The organism is Paraburkholderia steynii (assembly GCF_900100565.1).
GTDB lineage: Bacteria > Pseudomonadota > Gammaproteobacteria > Burkholderiales > Burkholderiaceae > Paraburkholderia > Paraburkholderia terrae.
In genome coordinates, this window is record NZ_FNDI01000004.1 from 24,874 (window position 1) to 48,777 (window position 23,904).

At 59.5% G+C, this 23,904-nt stretch carries 24 protein-coding genes and 1 pseudogene; 15 read left to right on the forward strand and 10 right to left on the reverse strand.

From position 1 onward, the window contains the following. Positions 1-342: 342 nt before the first annotated feature. Complete coding sequence (locus BLT65_RS08870) at positions 343-813, forward strand: GNAT family N-acetyltransferase (protein ID WP_091777036.1); 471 nt, start codon at positions 343-345, stop codon at positions 811-813. Positions 814-987: 174 nt separating this feature from the next. Here the strand turns inward: BLT65_RS08870 and BLT65_RS08875 are convergent, their stop codons facing one another. Next, positions 988-1,656 carry a TetR/AcrR family transcriptional regulator gene (locus tag BLT65_RS08875; protein ID WP_042304667.1) on the reverse strand — a complete coding sequence of 223 codons (669 nt, stop codon included), beginning with the start codon at positions 1,654-1,656 and terminating at the stop codon, positions 988-990. Between the two features lie 161 nt (positions 1,657-1,817). Between BLT65_RS08875 and BLT65_RS08880 the strand changes: the two genes are divergently transcribed. The 4 genes from BLT65_RS08880 to BLT65_RS08895 all read left to right on the forward strand — a co-directional run bounded on the left by BLT65_RS08880 (position 1,818) and on the right by BLT65_RS08895 (position 5,836). Continuing rightward, positions 1,818-2,666 carry a fumarylacetoacetate hydrolase family protein gene (locus tag BLT65_RS08880; RefSeq protein ID WP_091777038.1) on the forward strand — a complete coding sequence of 283 codons (849 nt, stop codon included), beginning with the start codon at positions 1,818-1,820 and terminating at the stop codon, positions 2,664-2,666. Positions 2,667-2,728: 62 nt separating this feature from the next. Next, positions 2,729-3,667, forward strand: coding sequence for a VOC family protein (locus BLT65_RS08885; RefSeq protein WP_091777040.1), 939 nt, complete (start codon positions 2,729-2,731; stop codon positions 3,665-3,667). A 114-nt stretch (positions 3,668-3,781) separates the two neighbouring features. Then, complete coding sequence (gene mhpA, locus BLT65_RS08890; RefSeq protein ID WP_091777042.1) at positions 3,782-5,419, forward strand: bifunctional 3-(3-hydroxy-phenyl)propionate/3-hydroxycinnamic acid hydroxylase MhpA; 1,638 nt, start codon at positions 3,782-3,784, stop codon at positions 5,417-5,419. Between the two features lie 51 nt (positions 5,420-5,470). Continuing rightward, the gene (locus BLT65_RS08895) at positions 5,471-5,836 is read left to right on the forward strand and encodes a BON domain-containing protein (RefSeq protein WP_091777044.1); all 366 of its coding nucleotides are present in this window, start codon (positions 5,471-5,473) and stop codon (positions 5,834-5,836) included. A 46-nt stretch (positions 5,837-5,882) separates the two neighbouring features. On the opposite strand, the gene BLT65_RS08900 is transcribed toward BLT65_RS08895, so the two are convergent. Then, complete coding sequence (locus BLT65_RS08900; protein WP_091777046.1) at positions 5,883-6,779, reverse strand: LysR family transcriptional regulator; 897 nt, start codon at positions 6,777-6,779, stop codon at positions 5,883-5,885. 131 nt (positions 6,780-6,910) lie between these two features. Here BLT65_RS08900 and BLT65_RS08905 point away from each other — a divergent pair, with 131 nt between their 5' ends. The 4 genes from BLT65_RS08905 to BLT65_RS08920 all read left to right on the forward strand — a co-directional run bounded on the left by BLT65_RS08905 (position 6,911) and on the right by BLT65_RS08920 (position 10,925). Beyond that, the gene (locus BLT65_RS08905; protein ID WP_091777048.1) at positions 6,911-8,260 is read left to right on the forward strand and encodes an MFS transporter; all 1,350 of its coding nucleotides are present in this window, start codon (positions 6,911-6,913) and stop codon (positions 8,258-8,260) included. A 73-nt stretch (positions 8,261-8,333) separates the two neighbouring features. Further along, on the forward strand, positions 8,334-9,416 hold the full coding sequence (locus BLT65_RS08910) for a porin (RefSeq protein WP_091777050.1): 1,083 nt from the start codon (positions 8,334-8,336) through the stop codon (positions 9,414-9,416). 61 nt (positions 9,417-9,477) lie between these two features. Continuing rightward, entirely contained in the window at positions 9,478-10,257 is a 780-nt protein-coding gene (locus BLT65_RS08915; protein ID WP_091777053.1) for an alpha/beta fold hydrolase, read from the forward strand. A gap of 65 nt (positions 10,258-10,322) precedes the next feature. Beyond that, positions 10,323-10,925 carry a nuclear transport factor 2 family protein gene (locus BLT65_RS08920; protein ID WP_091777055.1) on the forward strand — a complete coding sequence of 201 codons (603 nt, stop codon included), beginning with the start codon at positions 10,323-10,325 and terminating at the stop codon, positions 10,923-10,925. Positions 10,926-11,117: 192 nt separating this feature from the next. Here the strand turns inward: BLT65_RS08920 and BLT65_RS08925 are convergent, their stop codons facing one another. The 6 genes from BLT65_RS08925 to BLT65_RS08950 form a co-directional block, all read right to left on the reverse strand. Then, complete coding sequence (locus BLT65_RS08925) at positions 11,118-11,396, reverse strand: hypothetical protein (protein WP_091777057.1); 279 nt, start codon at positions 11,394-11,396, stop codon at positions 11,118-11,120. Between the two features lie 275 nt (positions 11,397-11,671). Next, positions 11,672-11,920 carry a hypothetical protein gene (locus BLT65_RS08930; RefSeq protein WP_229513667.1) on the reverse strand — a complete coding sequence of 83 codons (249 nt, stop codon included), beginning with the start codon at positions 11,918-11,920 and terminating at the stop codon, positions 11,672-11,674. 147 nt (positions 11,921-12,067) lie between these two features. Beyond that, on the reverse strand, positions 12,068-13,273 hold the full coding sequence (locus tag BLT65_RS08935) for a benzoate/H(+) symporter BenE family transporter (RefSeq protein WP_244186465.1): 1,206 nt from the start codon (positions 13,271-13,273) through the stop codon (positions 12,068-12,070). Positions 13,274-13,288: 15 nt separating this feature from the next. After that, positions 13,289-13,567, reverse strand: a complete 279-nt coding sequence (gene catC, locus BLT65_RS08940) for a muconolactone Delta-isomerase (RefSeq protein WP_091777062.1) — start codon at positions 13,565-13,567, stop codon at positions 13,289-13,291. 94 nt (positions 13,568-13,661) lie between these two features. Beyond that, positions 13,662-14,786, reverse strand: a complete 1,125-nt coding sequence (locus BLT65_RS08945) for a muconate/chloromuconate family cycloisomerase (protein ID WP_091777064.1) — start codon at positions 14,784-14,786, stop codon at positions 13,662-13,664. 105 nt (positions 14,787-14,891) lie between these two features. Further along, positions 14,892-15,815 (reverse strand): LysR family transcriptional regulator, encoded by a 924-nt coding sequence (locus BLT65_RS08950; protein ID WP_042304654.1) that lies wholly within the window; start codon positions 15,813-15,815, stop codon positions 14,892-14,894. A gap of 174 nt (positions 15,816-15,989) precedes the next feature. Here BLT65_RS08950 and catA point away from each other — a divergent pair, with 174 nt between their 5' ends. The 6 genes from catA (at position 15,990) to BLT65_RS08980 (ending at position 21,161) form a co-directional block, all read left to right on the forward strand. After that, entirely contained in the window at positions 15,990-16,925 is a 936-nt protein-coding gene (gene catA, locus BLT65_RS08955; protein ID WP_042304653.1) for a catechol 1,2-dioxygenase, read from the forward strand. Positions 16,926-17,037: 112 nt separating this feature from the next. After that, positions 17,038-18,396, forward strand: coding sequence for a Rieske 2Fe-2S domain-containing protein (locus tag BLT65_RS08960; RefSeq protein ID WP_091777066.1), 1,359 nt, complete (start codon positions 17,038-17,040; stop codon positions 18,394-18,396). Beyond that, positions 18,393-18,881: a benzoate 1,2-dioxygenase small subunit gene (benB, locus tag BLT65_RS08965; RefSeq protein ID WP_091777068.1), complete on the forward strand. Its 489-nt coding sequence runs from the start codon at positions 18,393-18,395 to the stop codon at positions 18,879-18,881. Before BLT65_RS08960 ends, benB begins: the two co-directional genes overlap by 4 nt. A gap of 39 nt (positions 18,882-18,920) precedes the next feature. Next, positions 18,921-19,943, forward strand: a complete 1,023-nt coding sequence (gene benC / locus BLT65_RS08970) for a benzoate 1,2-dioxygenase electron transfer component BenC (protein WP_091777071.1) — start codon at positions 18,921-18,923, stop codon at positions 19,941-19,943. Then, positions 19,940-20,716: a benzoate diol dehydrogenase BenD gene (benD, locus tag BLT65_RS08975; protein WP_091777073.1), complete on the forward strand. Its 777-nt coding sequence runs from the start codon at positions 19,940-19,942 to the stop codon at positions 20,714-20,716. Before benC ends, benD begins: the two co-directional genes overlap by 4 nt. A 46-nt stretch (positions 20,717-20,762) precedes the next feature. Further along, positions 20,763-21,161 (forward strand): RidA family protein, encoded by a 399-nt coding sequence (locus tag BLT65_RS08980; protein ID WP_091777075.1) that lies wholly within the window; start codon positions 20,763-20,765, stop codon positions 21,159-21,161. Here BLT65_RS08980 and BLT65_RS48690 read toward each other — a convergent pair. Continuing rightward, positions 21,133-21,774 (reverse strand): annotated as a pseudogene (locus BLT65_RS48690) (IS6 family transposase). The gene BLT65_RS08980 and the pseudogene BLT65_RS48690 sit on opposite strands and share 29 nt — an antisense overlap. Positions 21,775-22,269: 495 nt before the next feature. Then, the gene (locus BLT65_RS08990; protein WP_091777077.1) at positions 22,270-23,616 is read right to left on the reverse strand and encodes an MFS transporter; all 1,347 of its coding nucleotides are present in this window, start codon (positions 23,614-23,616) and stop codon (positions 22,270-22,272) included. Between the last annotated feature and the right edge of the window lie 288 nt (positions 23,617-23,904).

Consider the following 23,904-nt stretch of genomic DNA (forward strand, 5'->3'; position numbering starts at 1 on the left):
TCGGTAGATGGTGGATCAGGTGTCTTTGCGCGAAGTCGATCGGCCCGATTTCACGCGGAGTGAGTTCTGTGTCGGCGGCAGCGAATCATGGTCTGTGCGACGACTACATCAGTGCCTGCGGCTGTCTCAATCGATGTCCGCTACAGCAGAGCAACCTGGCGGCTCTGAGTCGATTTCAGCGGTTCGTCGCGAGCCCTGGCAGGCCGGCGCAGATCGCCAACCCAAAACGTTCATTGAACGTCATTACGCATCCGTCGACACTCGCTGGCATCTATCGATTGATGCCAATCCCTTGCATCCGATATTCTGGGGAAGACCTGCGTATCTCGATCGGCGGTTGTGATGAATCTGGATTATCGGCAGGCTGTACCTGAAGACTCGGAATGGCTATTTGACACGTATCGGCGAACGATGAAAGGTTTCGTTACCTCGGCGTATGGCTGGGATGACAACCTGCAGCGGGCTGGGTTTGCCAAAAGCCTTCGCCAAGGCGCTTGTCAAATAGTGACATGGGAAGACAACCAATGCGGGTTTGTACACTGGGAGGTCGAACCCGATCTCGTATGGCTGCGGATGCTTTGTGTCGTGCCGGAAATGCAAAACAGGTCAATTGGCCGCGCAGTGATTGCCAAGGTGATGTCGTTGTCCAGTCACTTACAAAAACCGCTGTACTTGAATGTACTCGTATGCAACCAAGTTGCCTATGACTGGTACAGCAGAATCGGTTTTGTCGAAATCGAAAACGATGGCCAAGTCTCCACTATGGTACTTGCTCCGTCGTCTTCACCGGCCCATCGGGAACGGCATGCGTAGCCTTCCAGGCATCGCGTTTCCATCGCGAACTTCCGGGTTCGTTGAGGCTCGTTCGGTGCCTGCCGGCATGCGCCGAACCACCCTCAACGCCTCCTGACCTCCGGACCGGCACATGCACAGGAAGGAAGCCTGTCGTTGACAGCAAAGCAATGAAAGGCCGGCGCGGCAAACGGATCAGACGACTTTCTCGAACACCACGCCCTGAGGCCGGCCGCAATCTGCGATTGGCGCAAATGCGAGTTCGCGTGCTTCGGCCTCGTCGACGCCGAAACCTCGTAGCAGGGCGAACATGGACTGTTCGGTGTAGTCGTCGGGCGCTTCACCAGACAGTAGCGTTTCGATGCCATACATGATTGCGCCCAGGGCGATATCACGCGCAACGGTAACGTGCCCTACATGGAACCGGCCCGCGTCAATCGCGAGTTGAAGATCGCGAGTCAGGTATTCATCGAGCAACCGGCCGCGTGAGCCGCGCCGCGTACCCACTCGCGTAATGAACGCGCCCCACAGCGGATAACGGACGGCCATCGTCATGTACAACCGCGAACCGACGACAACCCGTCTCGCGGGGTCCGGCTCATTCAGAACGAGGGGATCGATGACCTCGAGCACTTCGTCGCTGCTTTCGCCCGCGACGGCCACGAGCAATTCGGAAGTGGTCCGGAAATAGTTGTAGAACGTCCCGCGCGCCACACCCGCCGCCGCGATGAAGTCGTCGATCATCGGCGCGTCGGGTCCTTTCTCGGCGAAAACAGCCAGCGCGCTCTCGATCAGACGGTTGCGCGTCTTTTCACGACGCAGCGCGCCGACACGGCTTTGATAGTTGTCCTCGGGCTCTTTCATTCGGTCTTTCATCCTTCGTCGCAACGCCGTCCCATTGTACGGGTTTGTCCTGGCGCCATTCTAATTGACGTTTTTGTCAAAACGACTAATATTCGTTATGACGAATTTGTCAAAACAAGGTGAGCCGATGGCTCGTCTGCATCGAATGTCAGGAGACACACATGCGACTGGTGAGTTTTGAACGGGACGGCAAGGCCGCGCTGGGTATCCGCGAAGGCGAACAAGTGCGGGTAATTGGCAGCGAGACGTTGGAGTCTTTGCTGGCGCGAGGCGTCGATCTGGTGGGATACGCGCGCGAACATGCTTCGCAGGAACGCGTGCCCGTCTCGCAGATCCGCTTTCTTCCGCCGCTTTCCCGGCCGCCCAAGATCATCTGCGTCGGCCTGAATTTCTCGGACCACACGTCCGAAAGCAAATACGAGCAGCCCGACTATCCGACGCTGTTCTTCCGCGTCGCGACGAGCTTGATTGCGCACGATCAGCCGATGATCCGGCCGCGCGTGACCGATTCCGAAGGTCTCGATTACGAAGGCGAGATCGCGGTGGTGATCGGCAAGGGTGGGCGCCACATCAGCAAGGACGCTGCGCTTTCGCACGTCGCCGGCTACTCGGTGTTCAACGACGGATCGGTGCGCGAGTACCAGTTCAAGACGCCGCAATGGACGGTTGGCAAGAACTTCGACGGCACGGGCGCATTCGGCCCCGATCTCGTCACGGCCGACGAGTTGCCGCCGGGCGTAAAGGGCTTGCGGCTTGAAACACGCCTGAACGGCGAAGTGGTGCAGTCGGCGTGTACGGACGAGATGGTGTTCGATGTCGAGAGCCTGATCAGCATCATCAGCGTGGCCATCACGCTGGAAGCGGGCGATGTCATCGTGTCGGGCACGCCGTCGGGCATCGGCTGGGCGCGCTCGCCGAAGCTGCTGATGAAAGCGGGCGACGTGTGCGAGGTCAGTGTCGAGAAGATCGGCACGCTGCGCAACGTCATCGCCGACGAATCCGCTGAGTGATTTCCGATAATCGTTGAGACAGCCCGCCGTCGAGCGGGCGAATCCAGAAGATGGAGACAGAGATGACCGTCAATCCGGCAGCCTCCGCACGCGCGAGCGTCCATTCGATCGACCACTTCGCGTTGAACGTTCCGTCGATCGAAGAGGCCGCGCACTTTTATCGCAGCTTCGGGCTTCGTGTCGAAACTGCCGGCGAGCGTCGGCAGGAACTCGCGCTATACGCGGCGGACGGCCATCGCTGGGCGCGCATCCTGCCCGCCGCGCGGAAGTCGCTTGCGTATCTGTCGTTCAACTGCTTCGCCGCCGACTTCGACGCACTGTATGCACGCATCGCGGACGCTGGCGCGCAGTTCGTGGTTGGCGCAGAACAGGACGGAATCTGGTTCCGCGATCCGGACGGCAACCTTTTGCAGGTCAAGGTCGGCCCGAAGACGAGTCCTTCGTCCAAGAAGGCGAGCATGATCGCAGGTTGTCCCGCCGATGCGCGCGGCTCGCACACGCGTTCCGAATCGAAGGTCGTGCATCCGCGGCGTCTTTCGCATGTGCTGCTGTTCACGCCCGACGTGTTGCGCGCGCTCGACTTCTACGCCAACGCGCTTGGCTTGCGGCTCTCGGACAAGTCGCAGGACATCATCGCGTTCACGCATGCGCCGCACGGCAGCGATCATCATCTGGTCGCGTTTGCGAAGAGCCACGCGCGCGGCTGGCATCACGCGGCATGGGACGTGGACGACGTCAACATGGTCGGCGAAGGCGCATCGCAGATGGCGGCAGCCGGCTATCCGAAAGGCTGGGGCACGGGTCGCCATGTGCTCGGCTCGAATTACTTCCACTACGTCGAAGATCCGTGGGGTTCGTTCTGCGAATACTCGGCCGACATCGACTTCGTGTCGGCAGGTCAGACGTGGCCCGCAGGCGACTACGAGCCGCACGATTCGCTGTACCTGTGGGGCCCGCCCGTGCCCGACAACTTCATCCGCAACACCGAGGCGCCTGCATAGGGCCGCAGCCGTGATGCCGAAAGGCTGATCGCATTTCTTCCCGTCGTGCATTGAATGGCAGCCGGAAACGCGCGGCGCCAGGGCACAACTCGCACTTTTCGAAGGTGAAATCACATGACCGACTCCCACATTCATGACGTCGTCATCATCGGCTACGGTCCCGTCGGACAATCGCTGGCCATTCTGCTCGGCGAGCGCGGCTACGACGTCGCCGTCTACGAGCGGTGGCCGTCGCTGTATCCGCTGCCGCGCGCCGTATTCCACGATCACGAGATTCGCCGCGTCTTTCACGCGATGGGAATCGGTGAGGAGATCGAGGCCATTTCGCAGCCGTCGGCCAAGTATCAGTGGTTCAACGCGGACTGGAAGACGCTGGTCGAAATCGACTGGTCGGCCGAGTCGATCAGCGACGGTCCCGTCGGCTATCTGTTCAATCAACCTTCGCTCGAAGCGTTGCTCGACCGCAAGGCGAAGTCGCTCGCAACGGTGTCGGTGAATCAGGGCTGGGAAGCCGTCGACCTGCGCCAGCAGGCCGACTATTGCGAAGTCACGCTGCGCCGCAGCCACAACGAGAACGGCACCTGGGTGCTGACGGATGAAACGCGCACGGTACGCGCGCGCTATGTGGTCGGCGCGGATGGCGCGAACAGTTTCGTGCGCAAGTCGCTTGGCATTACGTTCGAGGATCTGGGCTTCCAGGAAGACTGGCTCGTGATCGACCTTCAGCCGCATGAAGGCGTCAAGCTCGACGTACCCGACATCGGACAGTGGTGCAACCCGGCGCGACCGACGACGATGGTGCCCGGCGGCCCCGGCTACCGTCGATGGGAATTCATGCGCCTGCCGCACGAGACGCGCGAGGAAATGCAGACGTCCGAAAAGGTGTGGTCGCTGCTGTCGAAATGGGTGACGCCGGAGCAGGCCACGCTGGTTCGCTACGCGCTGTACACGTTCCGCTCGCTGATCGCGGAGAACTGGCGCGAGAGGCGCGTGCTGCTTGCGGGCGACGCCGCGCATCAGATGCCGCCGTTCATGGGGCAGGGCATGTGCTCGGGTCTGCGCGACGCATGGAATCTGGCGTGGCGTTTCGATCTGATCCTCAAGGGCATTGCGCGCGACGATGTGCTCGACGGCTACACGCCCGAGCGTCGGCCGCAGGTACGCGCCGTGATCGACGCGTCGATCGCGATGGGGCAGGTCGTGTGCATTTCGGACCCGGAGCAGGCCGCGCGGCGCGACGCGTCCTATCTATCCGGCGACGTGCCGCCGTTGCCGCCTTTCCCCGGCTTGACGGATGGGCTGATCCGCATCGAACAGAATTCCGCGGATGGCGGTATCGCGGGTCAACTGAGCGTTCACGGGCAGGTACGCAACGACGGCGAAGTGATGCGCTACGACGAAGCGATCGGCAATGGCTTCCACGTGATCGCGCTCGATGCCGACCCGGACTTGCATCTCGACGGTGAGACGCTCGCTACGCTCGCGCGCATCGGTGCGCGGAGCATCGGCGTTACGCGCGATGAAAGCAAGGTTGTCGCGGGACGCGTGCTGTACGACGTGAGCGGAAAGTATCAGACGTTCTTCGCCGAACACGGCGCGAAGGCGATGATCGTGCGGCCGGATTACTACGTGTTCGGCGCGGTGGATACGCTGTCCGATCTCCCCACGCTGGCCGGCATGCTCACGTCGCGACTCGCGCTCTCGGGTGAGCCGGATCGTAGCGACGAGGGCGTCGGCGCACTCGAAGCGTAAGTCGCGCTGCGGGCGACAGGCACTCACAACAATGACAACAGGAGAACACGCATGAAAGCAGGCTACCTGATGAGTATGATCGCAGCCGCGATCGCCGGGCTGACGTCTTTTAACGCGCAAGCGCAAAGCGCCAGTTCGCCCCTCGCGGCTTCCGCGATGGCGAGTTCGCCCGCCACCAGTCCGAAGGCGATGAAAGCCGCCGATCGTCGGCTGCAGAAAGACGTGTTGCACGCACTGGCGAGGACGAAGGGGCTGAACGCGTCGGGCATTTCGGTTCGCGCGCGTAATGGTGTCGTGACGCTTCAGGGCACGGTGCCCGAGCAGTCCCAGACTGACGTTGCCGCGCATGCGACTGAGTCGGTGGCTGGCGTCGCGTCGGTGAAAAACGCGCTCGGCGTGCGCGACGAAGGGCAGTGAGTTCATGCGGGCCTGCTAGCGGCGTCGTTGGCCGCTAGCAGGCGCCTCACTGACGCAACGTGCTGGCGACCAGCGCCCTGAACCAGCGATGCCCCGCATCGTTGTGATAGCGCGCGTGCCAGAACTGCTGCACCGTCAGGTCTTCGAGTGGAATCGGCAGCGTGAAGACGTCGACGGCTGCGAGTCGCGAGAAGAGCGCAGCCAGTTCTTCGGGCACGACGGCGATGTAATCGGAATTGGCGACGATGCCGGGCACGGCGAGCAGATAGGGCACGTCCACGCCGATCCGCAGTTTCATGCCTTGCCGCCGCAGTTCCTTTTCAAGCAGCTGGTTGGTGATCGCAAGCGTCGCCGAGACCACGTGCCGGCTCGCGACGAAACGCTCCAGCGACATCTTCACCGTCTTGCGCGTGCCGCTTCCCGCGATGATGCCGACCAGCGACCGTCGGAACAGCGACTGCTGGTGCAGGTTCTCGCCTAACCGCCCCAGATAGCCGATCGCCAGATCGACCTCGCCGTCCTGCAGCGCTGACGCCAGTTCCACCGACGGAACCTGGATCGGTCGCAGCGTCGCGTTCGGCGCCTGTGCGTGCAGCGCGGCAAGCAGTCGTGGCAGCAGCACGATCACGCCCATATCGCTCAGACACACGGAAAACGTGCGTGTGGTCGTCGCGGCGTCGAATGACTTCGCCTGCCAGATGTCCTGGCGGATGACGGCCAACGCACGCTGCACGCCGTCGATCACTTTTTCTCCGACAGGCGTGGGCGCCATCACGGCACCCGCGCGCACGAACAGATCGTCCTGGAACGACTCACGCAAACGCGCGAGCGCGTGACTGACGGCCGGTTGCGTCAGCCCGAGCCGGTCTGCCGCGCGGGACACGCTGCGCTCGAGCGCAAGGGCTTCGATGACGTACAGAGCGTTGAGATCGGGCTGATCCATCTATGCACCAGATTCATATTCGGTATGAAAGACATTGTATAGATTTATAGCACTGCTGCGTTTAACTTGGACCCCATGCAATCGACCGCGCACAGACGCGGCACCTACACACACAATCAGGAGACAAATCGATGAACGGCAGCACGATCACGGCAGAAGGTCTTATCAATGCGAGAAAAACATCAGGATTACAGATCGTTGTCCTCGTGATGTGTTTTCTCGTCGTGGCGATGGATGGTTTCGACGTCGCCTCAGTCGGCTACGTCGCGCCGCTGCTCAAGCGCGAATGGCTGATGGGACCGCAACAACTGGGAACGATGTTCGGCGCGGGACTCGTTGGTCTGACGGTCGGCAGTTTCGTGTTCGGTCCGCTTGCCGATCGCATCGGACGCAAGCGGACGATCGTGATGTCGGTTGTGCTGTTCGGCCTTGGCAGCCTGTTGACGTCGTTTGCGACGACGCCCGGCTGGTTCATCGCGCTGCGTTTCCTCACGGGCGTCGGGCTAGGCGGTGGCATGCCGACGGCCATCACGCTCAGTTCGGAGTACAGCCCGGAGCGGCATCGTCCGATGCTCGTCACGCTGATGTTCTGCGGCTTTACGATCGGCCTCGCATTCGGCGGCCAGCTTGCGGCGCTCATCATGCCCGTCTGGGGCTGGCGCGGCGTTTTCGTCGCGGGCGGGGTCGCGCCGCTCGTTCTCGCGCCGCTGTTGTGGTGGATGCTGCCGGAGTCGCTGCGCTTCATGCTCGGCAAGCGCAAGTACGAAGCCGAAGCGCAGCGTGTTCTGGATCGTCTGTCGGACGCCGCCGCGATCGCCGCCGAACCGGTGACGCATGCGCCCACAACGTCGACCACGCCGGCCGCACCCTCCGCATCGACGTGGCCTTACGCGACGCTCTTCAACGCGCACTACCGGAAGGGCACGCTGCTCTTGTGGCTCGCGTTCTTCTGCACGCTGTGGGTCTATTACCAGATCAGCAGCTGGCTGCCTTCCGTGCTCGCCGACTCCGGCATGAGCGCGGCACGCGCCGCGCAGGTGAGTGCGCTGCTGCCCGTCAGCGGCACAGTCGGCGCGCTCGTCAACGCCGCGCTGATGCGGCGCATGAACCCGTTCATCGTGCTCAGCGTGTCTTACGTGGTCGCGGCGATTTCAATCGCGTGCATCGGGCACGCGATGAACAACCCCGTTCTGCTCGCGGTAGCCGTGTGGTTTTCGGGGCTGGGGCTCTCGGGTGCGCAGACGGGCGCGAATGTGCTGGTCGCGGGCTTCTACGAAACCCGGGCGCGGGCCACGGGTGTCAGCTGGGCGCTCGGTGTCGGGCGGGTGGGATCGATCATCGGTTCGATGACGGGCGGCCTGCTGCTCGCACTGCTGCACTCGCCAGCCGTGGCGTTTCCCGTCTTCGCGGCGCCCGCGCTGGTGGCCGCGATCGCAATGCTCGGCACAGGCTGGCTTTATCGGGCGAAGGCGGTGTACTGACCCATACACGCAGTCACATAAAGCGGCGCAACAAGACGCGCCCATAACGACAACAACAGGAACGGAGACATCGATGAAAAAGCTTGCGGTCGCGACGTGCGTCGCGTGCGTTGCAGTGGGCGCACACGCTCAAGGCAGCGCGACGATTTTTGGGTTACTGGACGAAGGCTTGACATTCGTGACGAACGAAAAAGGCAGTCATAGCTACAAACTCGACAACTCGATTCTTTATCCGAGCATGTTCGGGATCAAAGGCGCGGAAGATCTCGGCGGTGGCACGAAAGCCGTGTTTGCACTGGTCTCGCAGTTCAACATCGGTACGGGTGCGTCGATGCCCGCCGGTTCGATCTTCGGGCGCAACGCTTATATCGGCGTCGCCAACGACAGATACGGCACGCTCACGATGGGCAACCAATACGACTTCATGACCGACACGCTCTTCTACAACGGCTATGACGCGGGCTATGCGTACGGCGGTCTCTACAACCTGCGACAGGGACCGTTCGCGAAACTGGGCGTACCGGAGAATCCGACGGGCGCCTTCGAGTTCGACAACGTCGGCGGCGCGCATCGCGTGCAGAACTCGGTCAAGTACGTATCGCCGAATGTCGCCGGTGTGACAGTCGGCGCGATGTACGGTTTCGGCGGCGTGGCGGGATCGTTCCAGGCCAACCGTACGACAGGCTTCTCGGTGAACTACATTGCGGGCGACTTCGCGATCGGCGGCACCTATGTCGACGCGCACTACCCGGAACTCGCCAATGGTCAGGAAGGCATCCGCAATTACGGCGTCGGCATGCGGTACGACGGCCTCGGCAATCGCTACAACCTGCTTTTTACCGACACGAAAAATACGCTGACGGGCGGCGAGGTGTGGGTGGTGCAGGCCGGCGTGTCACGCTGGCTGGGCGCGGCGTGGCTTATCGGCGCGAACTATCAGTACATGAAGGGCAATGCGCAACTCGCGCACAACAAGGCGAGCCAGGTGACGGCCGGCGTCCAGTATCTGCTGTCGAAGCGGACCAATGTCTACGTAGAAGGCGCATTCCAGCAGGCGGGCGGAGATGGCCCGGCGTTCGCCTGGATCAACGGGCTGTCGCCGTCCGGCTCGAACCGGCAGACCGCATTGCGTGTCGGTCTGGCGACGCGCTTCTGAACCCCCATCGCGGCGCGGCATTCAACAACGTGTAGAGACACGAACCAACAGGTAACGGAACATGGATGAGAAACAGTACAACGGCCCCGGAGGCATGGTCGTCGACGAACGCGGCGACGGCCCTCGCATCGTGTTCGTCCACGGCGGTGGTATCGGTGGAGCGATGGCGTGGCAGGCGCAATGGCCGCTCGCCGATGAATGGCGACTCGTGATGCCGGCGCGACCCGGTTACGGCAAAAGCCCATGGCCGGGCAGCGAAGACTTCGAACGGGACGCAGCGTACGTCGCGCAACTTCTGGAACCGGGCGATCACGTCGTGGCCCATTCGTACGGAGCCGCCGTTGCGATGCTGGCGGTCGCCCGCGATTGCGCTCGCGTTGCGTCGCTGACGCTGATTGAATCGGGCACGAGCGCAATTGCCAAAGACGATCCGCGAGTGACGGCATTTCACTATGCGGCGCTGGGGCTTGCCGCGCATCCACCTGCGGAAGACGAGGCGTATCTTCGCGCGCTCTTCAGGATACTGGAGCCGACGCAGCCGCTGCCCGAACCATTGCCGCCGCCGTTGCGAGTCTTCGCGAGCCATCTACGGCATTTTCGTTCTCCGTCGGAAGCGGTCGTTCCCGAGCGAGAGCTATCGGTGGCGCACATGCCGAAGCTGCATGTGTCGGGAGGGCACAGTGCCGCATACGAAGGGATTACCGATGCGCTGGCGGTGCGACTGGGCGGTGAGCGTGTCGTCATCGAAGGCGGCGGCCATGCGCCACAACATACAGGCGAGCGCTTCAACGCCGTGCTTCGACGGTTTCTCAGCGGCGGGTCGTTATCGGCCAATGCATAACAGTATTGAATCGAATCGCGATTATTCGAGGCATTTTTAGTACGCCACATTAAAGGAGTTCGAGCATGTCAACCGCTGTAGAAGACCGTTTGCAGATCACCGACCTGATCACGGGCTGGATCCATCGCGATCTGGGCGAATGGGACAAGTTGCGCAACCTGTTCCATCCCGATGGCGAGATCGAAGTCACCTGGTTCGAAGGAGCGTTCACCGATTTCGTCGATGGTTCAATGCGCATGGGCGTATCCGCGTTGCGGACCAAGCATCTCATCGGCACGCCCGTTGTGACGTTCAACGGCGACCGGGCGGTGGTGGAAACCAATGCGGTCATCGTTGGAGAAAACGTCGAATTGGGATTGGGTTGTGTTGCCCACAACCGTTTCGTCGACACAGTTGAACGGCGCAATGGCGTGTGGAAACTATGCAAACGCCAGAGCGTGTACGACATGGGTTCGTTTGCCTTTCCTGTGGGCATCGTGGCGATCGACGCCTCCGTCGTTGCAAAGTATCCGCGTGAATATGCTCCGCTGGCATATCTGCTCGAAAAGAGCGGTTTTCCCGTGAGGCGTATCTTTGCGACGCGCGGAAGCAAACTGGAAATGGCGATGAAAGAGGAAGCCCGGCATTGGTTGATGGCGAAACCAGTTGTGGCATTGGCAGCAATGTAGAGCCAGGCGTATCCTGTTCCGCGCATGCTCGACCATATCCGGCGGCCAGCGTGAGGTGGCTGCCGTCCTTCGCCTTGCCCACGGATGCGCGCAGCCAGCCCACGAAGTCACGAACAGAAGTTGTTATCTACGGACCAGGTAACAAATCCCGATTGAGAATAATCCCCGTGTGATCAGTGCGCACCCCTGGCTTCAATCAGTTTCCGTCGAAAGCTCCCAGCCACGAAGAAGGTTCTCAAACTGAGTCAACCTGGTAGATAACGCAGCGAAACTCTGAATATCGGACTCGAAGATCCATCGATTTAATCCGAGAGTGCGCGGCTCGTCGATTCGGCCTTTCTTTGCATCCTCCAGTGCTTTCAGCAATATCGGATACTGCGCCAACCAGTCTATGTCCCCGCTCTTACCCAAATTCAGTTTGAGCTCGCCCTCAAGCAGTTGAGCGTACTTCTTCAGTTTGATTGCGTCCATTTAGCGTACTTTGCAGTTGCACTTACGAATGGGTGGCTTCTTCCGCGGGGGCAACGTCGTCAATCGGATCATCGAGACGACGCCGAAGCCAAAATAACATGGTTTCCAGCCCCCAATACTGTTAGAACGGTTATCGTCGTTCCGAGCTCTGTACAGGCAGTTGCGCGCTTTTTCCAACGTGATATCGAGCCAATTTCGGAGCGGGCAAGCGACGCACTAGCTGCGACTGTCTCTCGCTTCACATGCCGGCAAACTGTTTAGTGTGGATGCGACATCTATTTCATCCGCCTCTCGTGCCCCTCCAGGATACTGAGAAGCTTTTCCAGCTTGATACGTTGAGCAGGTCCCAGCCCCGGCATTTCGTGGATTTCATACAGACGCCGGCGCCAGTAAGTCTGAGCGAATACCGAGTGCGTTCCGTCTGCAGCCAGCGCTTTCTCCAGATTGGAAATTTCTGCATCTGCGTTGCGGAGAGTGAGCCGGTTCGAGACGCTCAGGCCCCAGCGGCGAGTTTCCTTGGCCATGTCATCACGTGACATACTGAGTCTTCCGCCAAATTGGCAGATAGGCAAAAAGGTGCTGAGTATTTTTGCGTTGCATCATCGCGTTCAATTGCGGTTCCTTCGGATAAGGATGTTTGACCTGACATGCACTGGTGACAAAGCCATTCCTCACCGCCTATGACCGGCTCCGCCGAGAACCAGATGAGCCAACGTGCCCAGGACGATACCCCAGAACGCCGCACCGAGACCTAAAAAGCTCATGTTGGAAGCTGTGGCGATGAACGTGATGAACGACGCTTCGCGATGGGCGTCGTCTTGCACCAGCCCGACGATGTTCGTCGCAATAGCACCGAGCAAAGCAAGACCTGCGAGCACTGCAACGAAAGCGTTAGGGAGGGCTGCGAACAGCATGACTACCGTCCCCGCGAAGGCGCCCCCTATGAGGTAGAAGAACCCATTCGCTATGCCTGCGACGTAGCGGCGCTCCGCGTCACGATGTGCGTCGGGACCGGTACACAAGGCCGCGGTTATTGCTGCGATGACAATCGTTATGCCACCGGCGAACGCGACCAGAATCGACGCCAGGCTGGTCCCCACGAGAACCGGGCGAGTCGGCGTCTGATAACCGGATACCCGCAAGATAGCGAAGCCGGGCAGGAATTGGCCAGTCAAGCTCACGATAACCAGCGGGACAGCCAGACTCACGGTTGACTGCCAGGACCAGGTTGGCATTGTGAACACGGGACGGGTAACGTGGAGACTTACCGACTGCAGATTCGTCAAACCGAGTGCCACAGCGAGAGCGCAACCAAACGCCAGAACCAGGATGAGGCAGTAGCGCGCGGCCCATCGACGGAAAACGATGTAACTCGCGAGCATTCCCAGCGCAAGCCACGGAGTGGTTGCCACCGACTTGAATACATTAGTGCCGAACTGAAAGAGAATGCCTGCCATCATTGCGCAGGCTATCCCTTTCGGTATGCGCTTCACTATCTGGTCAAACAACCCCGACACGCCAAGCACGAAAATGCACGCGCCGGCGATGATGTATGCGCCGATTGCCTCGCTCACAGGCATGCCAGGAAAGAGCGAAACAAGCAACGCGGTTCCGGGCGCAGACCAGGCCGTTATGATTGGCTGCTTCAGCCACCAACTCAATGTTATGCCGGAGACTGCAGCGCCTATAGAAATTGCCCAGATCCAGGACGCGACGACGTCATTGCCGACATGGGCACTACGCGCCGCCTGGAAGAAGATTGCAAGCGGTCCGGCGTAGGAAATGATGACGGCAAGCAGCCCTGCGGTGACTGCCGACACGGACCACCGCCCCATCGGAGCGGCGGACACCAGCGTACCTTCGTTGTCGCGCTGCATGGCATCCAGAAGGCGTTAGTGGATGGAGGACGGGTGACGTGCGAGCGCAGTCACCTTCATCGTCATATACGGAAACAGTGGCAGGCCAGAGAGAATCGTGTGCAGTTCGTCGTTGGACTCGACATCGAAAATGCTGTAGTTGGCATATTCACCGACCACGCGATGCAGTTGCTGCCATTTGCCCTGACGTTGAAGCTTCTGCGAGTAGGCTTTCTCGCGGGCCTTGATTTCATCAGCCTGAGCCATCGGCATATCGTTTGGCAGGTGTACATCCATTCTTACGAGATAAAGCATGTGTCTCTCATTTATAAAATTGGGTCTCTCAGGTTCAGCAACACACCGTCGGAATGAACCGGTGTGTTCGATGCCGGAACGACTGTGCGCTCAGTTATTTTTTGTCGCGACGATAGAAAGCGAGCTTTTCTTCGTCGATATGCAGACCTAGCCCCGGTCCTTCTGGCAGATGAAGGTCGAAGTCACGATACTGCGGTCTTGTGGTGACAATGTCGTCTTTCAATAAGAGTGGCCCGAACAACTCAGTACCCCACGCAAGTTGTGGAAGCGCGCTGAACCCATGTGCCGACGCGATCGACCCAATGCTGCCCTCCAGCATCGTGCCGCCGTACAGCGCTACGCCGGCCGCATCCGCGATAGCGGCCGCGCGCATCATTCCGTAAATCCCACCGGACTTCGCAATCTTCAACGCGAACACGTCCGCGCATGCGTCACGTACGAGTTCAAGCGCGTCCTCCGGTCCCGTCACAGCTTCGTCAGCCATGATGGGCAGGATGAACCGCGCGGAAAGTCTGGCGAGTACCCCGCGCTGCTCACGCGGCGTAGGTTGCTCGATGAGATCAATGCCAGCAGCTTCGAGCGCCTGGATTCCGAGCGTTGCGTCCACCTCATTCCACGCCTGATTCACGTCGACTGTGACCTTGGCGCGGTCGCCAAGCGCGGACTTGATTTTCGATACGTGAGCGACGTCATCGCGAACGCTACGTCGGCCAATCTTCAATTTGAAAGTGTTGTGGCGACGCTCCGCCAGGAGCATTTCTGCTTCCTCGATGTCTCGTTGTGTATCGCCGCTCGCGAGCGTCCAGAGGACGGGAAGTGTCTTGCGGACGGCGCCGCCAAGAAGGGTCGAAACAGGGACGCCGAGGCGCTTGCCTTGCGCGTCCAGCAAGGCCGTCTCGATTGCACATTTCGCAAACCGGTTTCCCCGAGCAACCTTATTCAGCTTGATCATTGCACCATTGACGTTGGTCGCGTCCAGCCCAACAAGTGCCGGCGCCAGGTAAGTGTCGATGGTCAGCTTGATACCTTCGGGGCTTTCTTCGCCGTAAGACAGGCCGCCAATCGTGGTGGCTTCGCCAATACCCTCGATGCCGTCGCTCGAGCGCAGACGAACGACGACCAAAGTTTGTTGCTGCATGGTCGCCATTGCTAGCTGATGCGCGCGAATGGTTGGGAGGTCAACCAGAACGGTTTCGACGGATGTGATTTGGGCGTTCATACCTGGAATGTTGGAGTTGAAGGGTTGCTGAAGTATTGCGTGCTCAGCAACCCCATGTCCAACACCATCGACGTCTAGTGTCATACCCCCGAGGTATGGCGTGTGTCACCGGCCGAAATCGTTGCGGGCCGCATAGGGGATGCCTTCCTCCTCATACAGCCGATAGATGAGTTCGAGCATTTCCCGAATGTCGCGTGATTCGTCGAGCGCACGCATGCTCATGATGATTGGCGAAACCAAAGTCGGGTCGTCAAGTTCCTTGTAGCTCACATCGTCTCGCTTCAGACCGTAGACGCTACTCGGAACGACCGAAATGCCTTCGCCCGCCGCCACGAGGCCTAGCGCAATCTGCAATTCTCGTACTTCGTATATCCGGCGAGGCTTGAGACCGCGGTCCTTGAATGCCGACAGTACTTGGTCCGCGTAACTGGGTCGCGGCGCCTTAGGGAAAATAATCAAGGTCTCGTTGACCAGGTCGCTGAGAGCGAGGACGGGCTTGACCAGTGAGAGTGAGTGGCCCTCCGGGAGCGCAACAATCATCTTCTCTTCGCGAAGAATCACCCGACGGATGTTCGCTTCCTCATGCCGAATGCGGCCGAACCCGACATCAATTTGACCGCTTTTCAGCGCTCTGATCTGGTCCATCGTCGACATCTCGTGGAGGCTGAGTTCGACTGTAGTGTTCTCGTCGCGGAATCGTCGGATGATTTTGGGCAGCATTCCGTACAAGGTCGAGCCAACGAACCCTATAGAGAGGCTGCGCTCGATGTTGCCCACGCGCCTCGTCATGGATTCGAGGTCGGAGGTCTGAGCCAGCAACTGGAGGGCATGAGCGTAAAAGAACTTGCCCGTCTCCGTTAACTGCAACGGGCGTGAATCGCGCTGGAATAGCTGTACCTGAAGCAGCTCTTCAAGTTGCTGTATCTGACGGCTCAACGGCGGTTGGGCCATATTCAGGCGCTTTGCCGCGCGTGTGAAATTGCGTTCCTCGGCCACAGCGACAAAATAGCGAAGGTGCCGCAGTTCCATCTCAATACCTCGTAGATATAGACCGATACTAAATCAGTGTTGGACGAGGCCTTCCGGCGTCGATTATTCTGCATTCACACTCTGTTTCAGCACCCATTATACCTCTCAGGCATATTCAGGCGGGCGCTAAACGAAGGGTTTACCCCAGCAAAAAATAGAGATTCAGGAGCAGACATGAGCGTCAAAGTGTTCGATACGAAGGAAGTGCAGGACCTGCTGAAGGCGGCCGCAAACATGGGTAGCGAGGACGGCAGTACACGCGCAAAGCAGATCGTCAATCGCCTGTTGGGCGACCTGTTCAAGGCTATCGACGACCTCGACATGACGCCCGACGAAATCTGGGCCGGCGTCCACTACTTCAACAAGCTTGGCCAGGACGGCGAAGCTGCTCTGCTTGCTGCTGGTCTCGGTCTGGAAAAATTCCTCGACATTCGCATGGATGCAGAGGACAAGGCGGCAGAAATCACGGGTGGCACGCCGCGTACCATCGAAGGTCCGCTGTATGTTGCGGGTGCGCCGGTGCGCGACGGTATATCGAAGATTGACGTCAATCCGGACGAAGGCGCGGGCCCGCTGGTCATCCGCGGCACGGTCACTGGCCCGGATGGCAAGCCTGTCGCAAATGCCCTGGTCGAGTGCTGGCACGCCAACTCAAAGGGCTTCTATTCGCACTTCGACCCGACCGGCGCGCAGAGCGAGTTCAACCTGCGCGGTGCCGTCAGCACTGACGCTCACGGTAAGTACGAGTTCCGCACACTCATGCCGGTGGGTTACGGTTGCCCGCCGCATGGCGCGACGCAGCAGTTGTTGAATGTGCTTGCACGTCACGGCAACCGTCCGGCGCATGTTCACTTTTTCGTCACTACCGACAAGTACCGCAAGCTGACGACACAAATCAACATCGAGGGCGACCCGTTGATTTGGGACGACTTCGCCTACGCCACCCGTGAAGACCTGATTCCCCACGTGGTCGAAAAGACGGGCGGCACGGCTCTGGGCATGAAGGCCGACACGTACAAGGAAATCGAGTTCAACATCGAGTTGACTCCGCTGGTTCATGGCAAGGATAACCAGCTCGTCAGTCGCCTGCGCGCCTCCGTCACGGCGTAACCGTTCCGCGCGGCTGCTACCTCGTACCGCTGCTGCCGCTCAATTCTCCTCAAGAATCTTTCGACACCGATGCGCGTGCTTCATCGCCTGAAGCACGCGTAGGAGAGCACACATGTCTGCCATTCTCAACAAAGCTACGCAACTGGATGAGCTGCTGCACACCGCGGTTCAGGACGACAAGGAAAACGGAGTATTCCGTTGCCGCCGCGACATCTTCACCAACCCCGATCTGTTTGAGCTCGAGATGAAACACATCTTCGAGAGCAACTGGATATATCTGGCGCATGAAAGCCAGATTCCCGAAAACAACGATTACTACACGACCTGGATTGGGCGTCAGCCCGTGGTTATCACTCGCGACAAGAACGGCGAGCTCCACGCGGTCATTAACGCCTGTGCGCACAAAGGCGCGATGCTGTGCCGGAAAAAGCACGGCAACAAAGGCACCTTCACCTGTCCTTTCCACGGCTGGAGCTTCGCCAACACCGGCAAGCTGCTGAAAGTGAAAGATGTGAAGACCACCGAATACCCGGTGCAATTCAATACCAACGGCTCGCACGACCTGAAGAAAGTTGCACGCTTTCAGAGCTATCGCGGCTTCCTGTTTGGCAGCCTCAACGCGGACGCTATTCCACTGGAAGAGTACCTCGGCGAGACGAAGGTGATCATCGACCAGATTGTCGACCAGGCTCCAAACGGGCTGGAAGTGTTGCGGGGCAACTCCTCGTACATCTACGACGGCAACTGGAAGATGCAGATGGAGAACGGTTGCGACGGCTATCACGTGAGCACCGTTCACTGGAACTATGCCGCGACGATGGACCGTCGCAAGGTAGAGGGCACCAAGGCGGTGGACGCGAACAGCTGGAGCAAGTCGGTGGCCGGCGTGTACGGATTCAACCACGGCCACATCCTGCTGTGGACCAAGACCATGAATCCCGAAGTGCGCCCGGTCTATCAACACCGCGATGAAATCAAGGCACGCGTGGGCGAAGTCAAGGCGGATTTTATCGTCAACCAGACAAGAAACCTGTGTCTGTATCCGAACGTGTTCCTGATGGACCAGTTCAGTACCCAGATTCGCGTGATACGTCCGATTAGCGTAGACAAAACTGAGGTCAGTATTTTCTGCTTTGCCCCTAAGGGCGAAAGCGCGACCGACCGGGCTACCCGTATCCGGCAATACGAAGATTTCTTCAACGTCTCTGGAATGGGCACGGCAGATGACCTTGAAGAGTTCCGCGCTTGCCAGGCAGGCTATGCCGGCACCACTGCGCTGTGGAACGACCTTTCGCGTGGGGCGCCGCTGTGGGTCGAGGGGGCCGACGCGAACGCCAAAAATATGGGACTGAAGCCGCTCATCTCAGGCGAGCGTAGCGAAGACGAAGGGCTCTTTGTGTGTCAGCACGAATACTGGGTGCATGTGATGCGGGACGCGCTCAAAAAGGAACAAGGGGAGGCACTGGCATGAGCTTCGACTACCAGACAATCTGTGCCGCGCTGTACCGCGAAGCGCGCCTGCTCGACGACCGGCAGTGGGAAGAATGGCTTGCGTGCTATGCCGAGGACGTCACGTACTGGATGCCCGCGTGGGATGACGACGACCAGCTCACCGACGACCACGAAAGCCAGATTTCGCTTATGTACTACCCGGACCGTGGCGGTCTTGAAGACCGGGTGTTCCGCATCAAGACAGAGCGCAGTAGCGCTTCGATGCCTGAACCACGCACCAGTCACAACGTGACGAACATAGAAGTGCTGGCCGAGCGCGAGAACGAAGTGGACGTGCGCTACAACTTCAATACGCTCAGCCACCGCTACAAAACCACCGACCAGTTTTTCGGCACGATGTTTGTCACTCTGCGCAAAGTCAATGATGAACTATTGATTTCCTACAAGCGCATTGTGTTGAAGGATGACTACATCCGCCAGGTGCTCGACGTTTATCACGTTTGATATCGAGTGTCAGTGGAAATCAGAAGTACAGGAGGCAAGATGTCCAGCTACAACATTGCACTGAATTTTGAAGACGGCGTGACCCGCTTTGTCACATGCAAGGCGGGCGAGAAGGTGCTTGATGCCGCCTTTCGCGCGAAGATTAACCTGCCGATGGATTGCTCAGACGGCGTGTGCGGTACCTGTAAGTGCCGCGCCGAGAGCGGACGCTACGACCTTGGCGACGATTACATCGAAGATGCGCTAACCGAGGATGAGAAGGAAAGCGGTCTCGTACTCACCTGCCAGATGGTGCCGCAAAGCGACTGTGTGATTGCAGTGCCGGCATCTTCCACGGTATGCAAGACTGAGCAAAGCAGGTTCGCCGCGACTGTGGCGAAGATCGACCAGCACAACGATGCGGCCGTTGTTCTCGAACTGGACGTGGATGCTGCTGCGCCCGTTTTCCTGGCAGGCCAGTACATCAACATCGATGTTCCAGGCAGCGGTCAATATCGCTCATATTCGTTCTCGTCTGCACCGGGCGAATCGAAGATCAGTTTTCTGATCAAGAAGATTCCTGGTGGCGTGATGAGCACCTGGCTCGAATCCGCACAACAAGGCAACAAGGTAGAGCTAGTCGGACCGCTCGGAAGTTTCTATCTGCGCACCGTCGAGCGGCCGCTGCTGTTCCTCGCTGGTGGCACGGGCCTGGCTCCGTTTCTGTCGATGCTGGAGGTGCTGGCGCGCGCCGACTCGCAGCAGAAGGTCCACCTCATTTATGGCGTGACCCGCGACCTCGACCTGGTGCAGGTTGATGCCATCGAAGCGTACAAGGCGAAGTTGCCGAACTTCAGCTATGACACGGTTGTAGCCGATGCGGATTCGAATCATCCGCGCAAAGGTTGGGTGACGCAGCACATGCCAGCTGAGATCCTGAACGAGGGGGATGTCGACGTTTACCTCTGCGGGCCGCCACCGATGGTCGATGCCGTGCGTAAGTATTTCGACGACAGCGGCATGACGCCCAACAGCTTTCACTACGAGAAGTTCACTCCGAACGCAGCGCCGAGGACCGTATGAGCACGCAACGATTTGCCGGCAAGGTCATGGTGGTCACGGGTGCCGCGCAGGGCATTGGTCGCGCGGTAGCGCTTCGCGCAGCCGCAGAAGGCGGCAAGGTGCTGTTCGTAGACCGCGCTGACTTCGTGTCAGAAGTCGCCGCCGAGGCGGAAGGCGCGGAAACAGCCGGGTTTGTCGCCGACCTTGAGACTTATGACGGCGCCGCATCGGCGATGGACTTTGCCGCACGCAAGTTCGGCGGCATCGACATTCTGGTAAATGGCGTGGGTGGCGCGATTCGCATGCGTCCCTTCGCCGAGTTCGAGCCAGCACAGATCGATGCAGAAATCCGTCGGTCACTCATGCCGACGCTGTACGCCTGCCATGCCGTGTTGCCGTACCTGCTTAAGCGCGGGGGAGGGACCATCGTCAACGTCTCCTCGAACGCCACTCGCGGCATCCGCCGCGTACCGTATTCGGCGGCCAAGGGCGGTGTCAACGCGATTACGCAGTCGTTGGCGATGGAATATGCGGAGCACAACATCCGCGTGGTTGCCACAGCGCCGGGTGGGACCGATGCGCCTCCACGACGTGTCCCCCGCAACACGGCCGGCGACAGCGAGCAGGAAAAAGTCTGGATGAGCGAAGCAGTGAAGCAGGTCACTGAATCGACCTTCTTGAAACGCTACGGCAGCATCGACGAACAGGCCGCGCCGATTCTGTTCCTCGCTTCGGACGAGGCGGGTTATATCACTGGCACTGTGTTGCCGGTAGCGGGCGGAGATAACGGCTGACATTGTCGACGCTCCCCACGCTCGACATATACAAGGAGACAAATCTGTGAGCGAACGTAAAGCCATCGTCCCTGACGGGATGGAAGCCGTGTACGAAAAGATTCGGTACGCCCCTGCGCTCAAGGTTGGCAACACTCTTTACGTATCTGGTCAGATTGGTCGGAATGCGGCTATGGAATTAGTTGAAGGTCGCGAGGCGCAGATCGTCCAGGCTTTCGAGAACCTCAAGCTTGTGTTGGCTGCTGCAGGTGCATCGATGAGCGACGTGGTTGATCTGACCACGTTCCACACCGACATGCGTGATCTTCCGCTCTTCATGGCAGTGCGTGACCGATATCTTGCGACGGACCCGCTGCCAGCCTGGACGGCGGTGGGCGCCCACATGCTCGGCGGAACGGCCGGTTACATTGTTGAAATCAAGGCCGTAGCTGTACTGCCTGAGTGACGCGGGAGCCAGGCGCATGCCAATATAAGGAGCCGGCCATTGGCCAGCGAAATGCATCAGCAAGCAACACGCGATGTCGTTTCCTTACTCCCGAGTCGCACAGACGACATGGCGCGGCTGGCAATCCTGCTCGAACACGACGAGCTATCGTCTCCGTCATCGGCAAATACAAGCACGGCAAGAGCCGCCTTCTCAACGAGTTGACTGGGCTGGGTTCTGTCGCAGTAGAGACGGTGGCTTGCGCAAATAGTGCGGCCAGATTCGCACCACTTTTATCGATCGTGACCGTCTCGGGCTCGCCGTTTTGATCGATCGACTTCTCGAAGTAGCGCTGACCCTTGACCTTGATGCCGGTCTCATCGACGCGCCAGCTCCTGCCAACAGGGCGCTTGTGACGCCGGAACGCCTTCTCCAGCACCGGAAGCAGTTTTATGGCGCAACGATGCACGGTCGAATGATCGAGCAGTATGCCGCGTTCAGCCATCATCTCTTCCCGATTTCGGACACTCAGCCCGCAGGCCACGTACTACCGCACGCACATCAACATTGCATCCAGCGGGTAGTGAAGGCGTTGAAATATGCGGGCCACGGTCGGAGTCAAGGTCCGCCTCATCAGCCATGTCATTCGTCGCGTTCGCTCGAATCATAAAGGACCATCCTTATTGCGACAGAATCGATCCGTTTGCCCATCGTGATGGCGTCGATCAACGGGTAGACTCGCCACCAAATAGGGCGAAGTGAGGTGGCGCGGTGACATTTGATTTCAGCGCGGTACTTGGTCGTTCAAGCAGCGTCAAATCAGGACGTGGCCGGCGGAGAGTTGGGGAGTGTTGAACACTCGTTCGAGTGCGCGGGCGGTAGCAAGCGTCGCTAAATCTCCGCGAAAAGGTCCGATGACCCGTGGTCGTTGGAGAGATGACCACGTCGACAAAAACTCGGTTTAGTGACGTCCGCACCACCTTGCGCAGGTGATTCCGCATTGGCCATTCAGCCGCTTTTAAGTACGAAGAGCGGCGAGAGATCGCGGCGAAAACCGTCGACGCCACGGAAGCAAGGCGCTCCCAGCGTGAAGAACAGGCTGGGAGCGCAATCGTGCGTAGGGTCGCGATTAAATGGGATCGACTTCAGGGGCGGAGGATATAGCGACTTCTGGCGGCGCACGCCGCACTTTGATGAGGCACACCGCGAGCATCGCGATGGCCCCAGGAATCGCAATCGCGATGAAATTCTGCTGCAGCGGCAGCGACTGACTCACAAGGAATCCAATCACGATCGGCGCCAGAATTGCACCGCTTCGTCCGACGCCCGACGCCCAGCCGATGCCCGTTGATCGCGCCGCGGTCGGATAGAACTGGCCAGCGAACGCGTATGTGACAATTTGCGTGCCGATCGTCGACGCCCCGGCCAACCCAACGAGAAAGAACAACGCTCCGACGGGAACCTTCACTCCCAGCAAGCTGATGGAAACTGCCGCTAGTCCATACATCACGATTAGCACGTGCTTGATGTTGAAGCGGTCCGCGAGCCATCCGCCGCCGATTGCGCCGAGCATCGCCCCGAAGTTGAGAACGAGGACAAACGTCAGCGCAGAGCCGAGACTATAGCCCGCGCTTGCCATCAGCTTGGTCAGCCACGAACTCAACGCGTAGACCATGAAGAGGCACATGAAGAAGGCGGTCCACAGCATCACGGTGCTGATGCCGCGGCCATCGGCGAAGAGTTGTTTGATGGGAGACCCGGTTTCGGTGCCCTTGTCGTGCAGCGTGAAATGATCGGCTTGCTGAGGGACGTAGGCGGGGTCGATTTTCGGAAGAATCTGTTTCAGCCTGGCCTCGCGCTGGTTGCGTACCAGGAAGGCCAGCGACTCTGGCATTAGCTTCCAGATGACTGGCGCGAGCAACGCGGGAATGCCTGCAGCGAGAAACACGGATTGCCAGCCGTAACGTTCGATCATCGCTTTCCCGACGAGTGCCGCAAGCATTCCGCCGACGGAATAGCCGCTGAACATCAACGTGACCATCGTGTTGCGGATTTTGCGTGGCGAGTATTCCGTCATCTGCGCAACCACGTTCGGCATGACGCCGCCGATTCCAAGGCCCGCGAGGAATCGCGCAATGCCGAACGTCACCGGATCGCCCGTCAAGCCCGCCGCCGCAGTGAAGACGCTAAAGAGCAACAGACAAATGACGATCGCGGGAACGCGACCTATGCGGTCCGCGATGGTGCCGAGAAACACGGCGCCGATCATCATGCCGAGCAACGCCGAACTCACCATGAAGCCGGCACTTGTCGGCGCGACGTTCATGTCGCGCATGATCGATGGCAACGCAATGCCGACGACCGCGAGATCGTATCCATCGAAGATGATGATGAGCGCGCACCACAAGAGCAGAAGAAGGTGGAACTTACTGAATCGGGCTTCATCGCAAAGCTTTTGAACGTCGAGATGGCGCATGCTGTCTCCTTTCATGCATGATTTATGGCTTGTGTGCGGATGAGCGCGGTTCTGCGCACGCATTGCGTGAAACCGCGATGTCGGATTCTCTAGATGCGAGGGCTTGCTCGGCGCAGTGTCGTAGATCGTGACTGCCGATTAGATCGTCTACGCGGAAGTGTGGCTGTGCTGCATGATGCCCCCATCTCCGTGACCTATCCCTTCAATTTATTTGTCTAGTAGCGGGCTCAGAATAGGCGAACCGCTGAAGCACCGTCCAATACTGTTTAAGTAGCGCCTGATACTCTT

Excerpts from the sequence above, each read along its gene's own strand:
- BLT65_RS08895 (WP_091777044.1), top strand. The coding sequence starts at position 5,471 with ATGAAAGCAGGCTACCTGATGAGTATGATCGCAGCCGCGATCGCCGGG.
- BLT65_RS08945 (WP_091777064.1), bottom strand. The coding sequence starts at position 14,786 with ATGAACGCCCAAATCACATCCGTCGAAACCGTTCTGGTTGACCTCCCA.
- BLT65_RS08905 (WP_091777048.1), top strand. The coding sequence starts at position 6,911 with ATGAACGGCAGCACGATCACGGCAGAAGGTCTTATCAATGCGAGAAAA.
- BLT65_RS08915 (WP_091777053.1), top strand. The coding sequence starts at position 9,478 with ATGGATGAGAAACAGTACAACGGCCCCGGAGGCATGGTCGTCGACGAA.
- BLT65_RS08900 (WP_091777046.1), bottom strand. The coding sequence starts at position 6,779 with ATGGATCAGCCCGATCTCAACGCTCTGTACGTCATCGAAGCCCTTGCG.
- benB (WP_091777068.1), top strand. The coding sequence starts at position 18,393 with ATGAGCTTCGACTACCAGACAATCTGTGCCGCGCTGTACCGCGAAGCG.
- BLT65_RS08950 (WP_042304654.1), bottom strand. The coding sequence starts at position 15,815 with ATGGAACTGCGGCACCTTCGCTATTTTGTCGCTGTGGCCGAGGAACGC.
- BLT65_RS08920 (WP_091777055.1), top strand. The coding sequence starts at position 10,323 with ATGTCAACCGCTGTAGAAGACCGTTTGCAGATCACCGACCTGATCACG.
- catA (WP_042304653.1), top strand. The coding sequence starts at position 15,990 with ATGAGCGTCAAAGTGTTCGATACGAAGGAAGTGCAGGACCTGCTGAAG.
- BLT65_RS08880 (WP_091777038.1), top strand. The coding sequence starts at position 1,818 with ATGCGACTGGTGAGTTTTGAACGGGACGGCAAGGCCGCGCTGGGTATC.
- BLT65_RS08910 (WP_091777050.1), top strand. The coding sequence starts at position 8,334 with ATGAAAAAGCTTGCGGTCGCGACGTGCGTCGCGTGCGTTGCAGTGGGC.
- mhpA (WP_091777042.1), top strand. The coding sequence starts at position 3,782 with ATGACCGACTCCCACATTCATGACGTCGTCATCATCGGCTACGGTCCC.
- catC (WP_091777062.1), bottom strand. The coding sequence starts at position 13,567 with ATGCTTTATCTCGTAAGAATGGATGTACACCTGCCAAACGATATGCCG.
- BLT65_RS08870 (WP_091777036.1), top strand. The coding sequence starts at position 343 with ATGAATCTGGATTATCGGCAGGCTGTACCTGAAGACTCGGAATGGCTA.
- BLT65_RS08935 (WP_244186465.1), bottom strand. The coding sequence starts at position 13,273 with ATGCAGCGCGACAACGAAGGTACGCTGGTGTCCGCCGCTCCGATGGGG.
- BLT65_RS08930 (WP_229513667.1), bottom strand. The coding sequence starts at position 11,920 with ATGGCCAAGGAAACTCGCCGCTGGGGCCTGAGCGTCTCGAACCGGCTC.
- benC (WP_091777071.1), top strand. The coding sequence starts at position 18,921 with ATGTCCAGCTACAACATTGCACTGAATTTTGAAGACGGCGTGACCCGC.
- BLT65_RS08925 (WP_091777057.1), bottom strand. The coding sequence starts at position 11,396 with ATGGACGCAATCAAACTGAAGAAGTACGCTCAACTGCTTGAGGGCGAG.
- benD (WP_091777073.1), top strand. The coding sequence starts at position 19,940 with ATGAGCACGCAACGATTTGCCGGCAAGGTCATGGTGGTCACGGGTGCC.
- BLT65_RS08885 (WP_091777040.1), top strand. The coding sequence starts at position 2,729 with ATGACCGTCAATCCGGCAGCCTCCGCACGCGCGAGCGTCCATTCGATC.
- BLT65_RS08990 (WP_091777077.1), bottom strand. The coding sequence starts at position 23,616 with ATGCGCCATCTCGACGTTCAAAAGCTTTGCGATGAAGCCCGATTCAGT.
- BLT65_RS08875 (WP_042304667.1), bottom strand. The coding sequence starts at position 1,656 with ATGAAAGAGCCCGAGGACAACTATCAAAGCCGTGTCGGCGCGCTGCGT.
- BLT65_RS08960 (WP_091777066.1), top strand. The coding sequence starts at position 17,038 with ATGTCTGCCATTCTCAACAAAGCTACGCAACTGGATGAGCTGCTGCAC.